Source organism: Kitasatospora sp. NPDC059088 (assembly GCF_042738155.1).
Taxonomy (GTDB): Bacteria; Actinomycetota; Actinomycetes; order Streptomycetales; family Streptomycetaceae; genus Kitasatospora.
Genome location: NZ_JBHYGR010000107.1, coordinates 27,898 through 31,644 on the forward strand (window position 1 = coordinate 27,898; position 3,747 = coordinate 31,644).

The 3,747-nt window shown below is 76.1% G+C and carries 3 protein-coding genes; all 3 read right to left on the reverse strand.

The features are described 5' to 3' along the window. Positions 1-102: 102 nt before the first annotated feature. On the reverse strand, positions 103-1,038 hold the full coding sequence (locus tag ACFWXO_RS34175; RefSeq protein WP_380528861.1) for a GDSL-type esterase/lipase family protein: 936 nt from the start codon (positions 1,036-1,038) through the stop codon (positions 103-105). A gap of 106 nt (positions 1,039-1,144) precedes the next feature. After that, positions 1,145-2,980 (reverse strand): FAD-dependent oxidoreductase, encoded by a 1,836-nt coding sequence (locus ACFWXO_RS34180; RefSeq protein ID WP_380528863.1) that lies wholly within the window; start codon positions 2,978-2,980, stop codon positions 1,145-1,147. Between the two features lie 99 nt (positions 2,981-3,079). Further along, positions 3,080-3,643 (reverse strand): helix-turn-helix transcriptional regulator, encoded by a 564-nt coding sequence (locus ACFWXO_RS34185; RefSeq protein ID WP_380528865.1) that lies wholly within the window; start codon positions 3,641-3,643, stop codon positions 3,080-3,082. Positions 3,644-3,747: the final 104 nt, after the last annotated feature.

The window sequence follows — 3,747 nt, forward strand, 5'->3', positions numbered from 1 at the left end:
TGGGGCCCCCCGCCCACTGTCCCCCCCCGGCCCCCGGTCCCCCCCCCCCGGGGGGGCGGGGGGGCCGGGGGGCGGGGGGGCCCCCCCGGGCCCGTTGGACGGTCAGCCGAGGGCGTCCAGGTGCCGGTGGAGTTCCTTGTGTCCCGCCGCGTCGGGGTGCAGGCCGTCGACGAGCAGGTGGGGCTGGTCGCGGAGCGGCTCCCACAGGTCGAGGAAGTCGAGGTGGTGGTCCGCGCACCAGGCCCGCAGGGCCGTGCGCAGGGCGAGCGCCCGGTCCGTGGTGAAGCGCAGGCCCTCGTAGTCGCCGGTGCGGGTCTCGTCGAGCCAGACCGGCCCGACGACGACCAGGCGGGCGTTGTGCCGCCGGGCGGTCGCGGCCAGCGAGTCGAGGTGGGCGGTGAGGTGGGCGAGCCCGTCGTGGCCGTCGCCGGGCCCGGCGAGCGGCACGGCGGAGTCGTTGATCCCCGCCGCCACGATCAGCGTGTCCGGGTGACGGGGAGGTAGGAGCGCGGGGGTCTGCGCGCTGACGTCCGCCAGGGTGCTGCCGGGGACGGCGAGGTTGAAGACCCGGTTCTGGGTCTCGTTCGCCGCGATGTGGGCCGCCGCCAGGTGCCCGGTCCAGCCGCCCTGGGGGTCGCAGCGCCCGTAGGCGATGCTGTCGCCGACGATGACGATGCGTGCCGCCGAGCGCAGCGGGTTCGCGTCCAGGTAGGCCCAGGCGGTCTCGCCCGAGGTGAGCAGGACCTGTCGCCGGGCGTAGTCGGCGACCTCGTACGCGTCGGCCGCGGCCAGCTCCTCGTCGGTCAGCCGCAGGACGGCGCCCTCGACCGTGCTGCCGAGCCTGCGTTCCAGGGTCAGGTGCACGTCCTGGCCGCTGGTGGCGATGACGGCCTCGTCGGTGATGGCGAGGGGCCTGGTCGCGTACCCGGCCAGGGCGGCCGGGGTGGTAGCGACGGTGCGCCCGAAGAGGGCGGTCTGGACCTGCCGGTCCAGCAGCGTGCCGAAGGAGAACAGGAGGTGGGGCTGGGACTCGGTCACCGTGACGCCGTGGCCTTTCACTTCTTTCGGAATGATCAACTCACTGTAGGCGGCCTGCCCGGCGGCTCGCACGCCCCCGGTTCTCGCGGGGGCGGGAGCGTGCCCGTCAGCCGTGGTCGAGGGCGTTCGGCAGCCCCTGCCGGTAGCGGACCTCGTCCTGCTGCTGGAGGGCGGCCAGCTCCGGCGGCTGGTACAGCGGCCACACGGTGCAGCGCGGGGCCGGTGAACCGTCGGCGTCCAGCAGGGCGTTGACCGCGCGGCGGGCGGATTCGTTGGCGCCCTCCATGGTGGCCAGGTCGATGTCGGTGGCGACGTAGTCGCCGGCCAGGAACAGGTTGGGTACGGCGGTCGCGGCGGCGGGGCGGTGGTCCAGGGTGCCCGCCGGGTGGACGAGCAGCTGCTCGCGGTTGGCCGGGGCGGGGCCGCCGAGGCCGGTGACGGCCGGGTCCATGAACCAGCCGACCAGGTCCGCGTCGTCCAGGACGGTCCGGCCGCCGGTGTTGAGGGATTCCTTGAGCTGGGCCCAGGTCTCGCGCACCACCTCCTCGCGCGAGCACTTGAGCGCGGGCCTGCCGTACAGGATCCCCGGCGCGTCCCACTGCGAGACGATCGCCGAGAGGCACTCGGCCGCCTGCCCGTCGCCGTAGTCGCGGCGGAAGTCCCGGCCGGGCCAGAACTGGGCCTGGCCGATGCAGGTGACGGCCCAGGGCGAGTCGACCAGGTCGACGTGGCCGTGCACGATCGGGGTGCGGCCACGCAGGTAGAACTGGACGCCGACCATCCAGTCGGTGCGCAGCAGGTCGCAGCGTGCGAGCTGGGGGTCGGCGGCGCGCAGGCCGGGGCCCCAGGTGGCCCGGGCGTGCTCGACGGGCATCGCGCTGACGTAGTGGTCGGCGACCACGGGGGCGCCCGCGCCCCGCAGCCGGACACCGCTGATCCGGCCGTCCCGGTACAGCAACTCCTCGACCTCGGTGTCGAGTTCGAACCGGACGCCGAGGGCGCGCAGCCGCTCCTCCCAGGGGTCGATCCAGGCCTCGCTGGTCGGGGCGTTGAGGACGCGGTCCGGTTCGCCGTCGTTGCCCCGGCCCAGGACGTTGTAGACGAAGGCCTGGAGGACCCGGGCGACGGTGCGGGTGCTGGCCTCCTCGGCCTTGGTCGCGACGATGTTGCGGGTGATGCCGACGCCCAGCAGGCGCTGGTAGTCGTACGACATCTCGCCGGCCCGGATGAACCGCCACCACGGGACGTGCTCCCACTGCTCGCGGCGGCGCGGTTCACAGCTGGTGAAGTGGACCAGCAGCCGGTTGACGAAGTAGGCCACCTCGGTGGCCGGCAGGTGCAGTGCGGTGTCCAGCAGGCCCGTCAGCGTCTGGAGCAGCGCGTCGGGCGTCAGCTCGCCGAGCGCCGGGGGAGCGGTCACGGTGCGGAACGGCAGCCGCAGCGCGGGGCGGTCGCCGGAGCGGGGGAACAGCTCCTCGGTCGCGTTCACCAGGTTGTCGTGGACGGTGCTCGCTCCGGTTGCGCCGGCCGACCCGCCCGGCAGCGGGATCCGGCGCAGGGTGTCCGGCAGGTTGCGGTAGAAGCCCGGGAAGAAGCGGAAGCCGTGCTCGCCCGGCAGCGGGCGCCGGCCGCCCCGGGCCGTGCCGGGCACGGCCATGCTGCGGGCCTTGCCGCCGAGCACGTCGTTGCGCTCGTACACCGTCACCCGGTAGCCGCGCTCGGCCAGCTCGTGCGCCGCGCTCAGCCCGGCGACCCCGCCGCCGAGTACGGCGACCCGCCGCCCCGCCCGCCCGTCGGGCCGGTCCGGGGCGGGGCGGTCCGGCGCCGGTCGTTCCGCCGCCCGGGCCGGTGCGGTGGCGGTGAGGGTGAGGCCGGTGGCGGCCCCGGCGGCCGTGGTGAGCAGGGCGCGCCGGGTGGGGGCGGCCGTGGTGGTCGTTCGCATGCCCGGTCAACGAGCCCGCGCGAGTGCCGGGTACGGCCGGGCCCGTGGTGATGCCCGGGCCCGGCTCCACGCCGGGACCGCCATGACCCCGGGGGCGGTTCAGGCCCGCAGGGTGTCGCCCGGGGCCTGTCCGTAGGCGGTGCGGTAGAGGCCGGCGAAGTGTCCCTGGTGGGCGAAGCCCCAGCGCATGGCGATGCCGGTGACGGTGGCGGTGGCCGGGTCGGCGGCGAGCAGGTCCCGATGGGCCGCGTCCAGGCGGACCAGGCGGAGGTGGCCGAGCGGCGTGGTGCCGAGGTGGCGGCGGAAGGCGTACTGGAGGGCCCTCGGGGTGACGAAGGCGGCCCCGGAGATGTCCGCGAGGGTGACGTCCCGCTCGGCGTTCGCCTCGATGTAGGCGATCGCCCGGCGCAGGGTGGCCGGGGTGGCGTCGGTCCGGTCGGCGGGCACCGGATCCGTGCGGCCGGTGTGGGGCAGGGCCGCCAGGGTGGCGGCGGCGAGGTGCTGGGCGGCGGACGCGACCAGCAGTTCGCTGGCGCAGGCGGCCGGATTGCCCAGGACGTGGTCGCGTACGTAGGCGACCACCGCGCCGAGTTGCCGGTTGGAGGCCTCGTCGACCGGCCGGAGCCCGGTCAGCCGCACCGGGCCCCGGCCGTCGGCGCCCACGGGGGGGACCGGCTCCAACCGGCTGGGGGGGAACCAGGCGGTGGGGTGTCCGGGCCGCCGGGCCCCGCCCCCGGCGGGGGGGGGCGGGGGGGGGGCCCAGGAGG

Coding starts and splice junctions, on each gene's coding strand:
- ACFWXO_RS34180 (WP_380528863.1), bottom strand. CDS start 2,980: ATGCGAACGACCACCACGGCCGCCCCCACCCGGCGCGCCCTGCTCACC.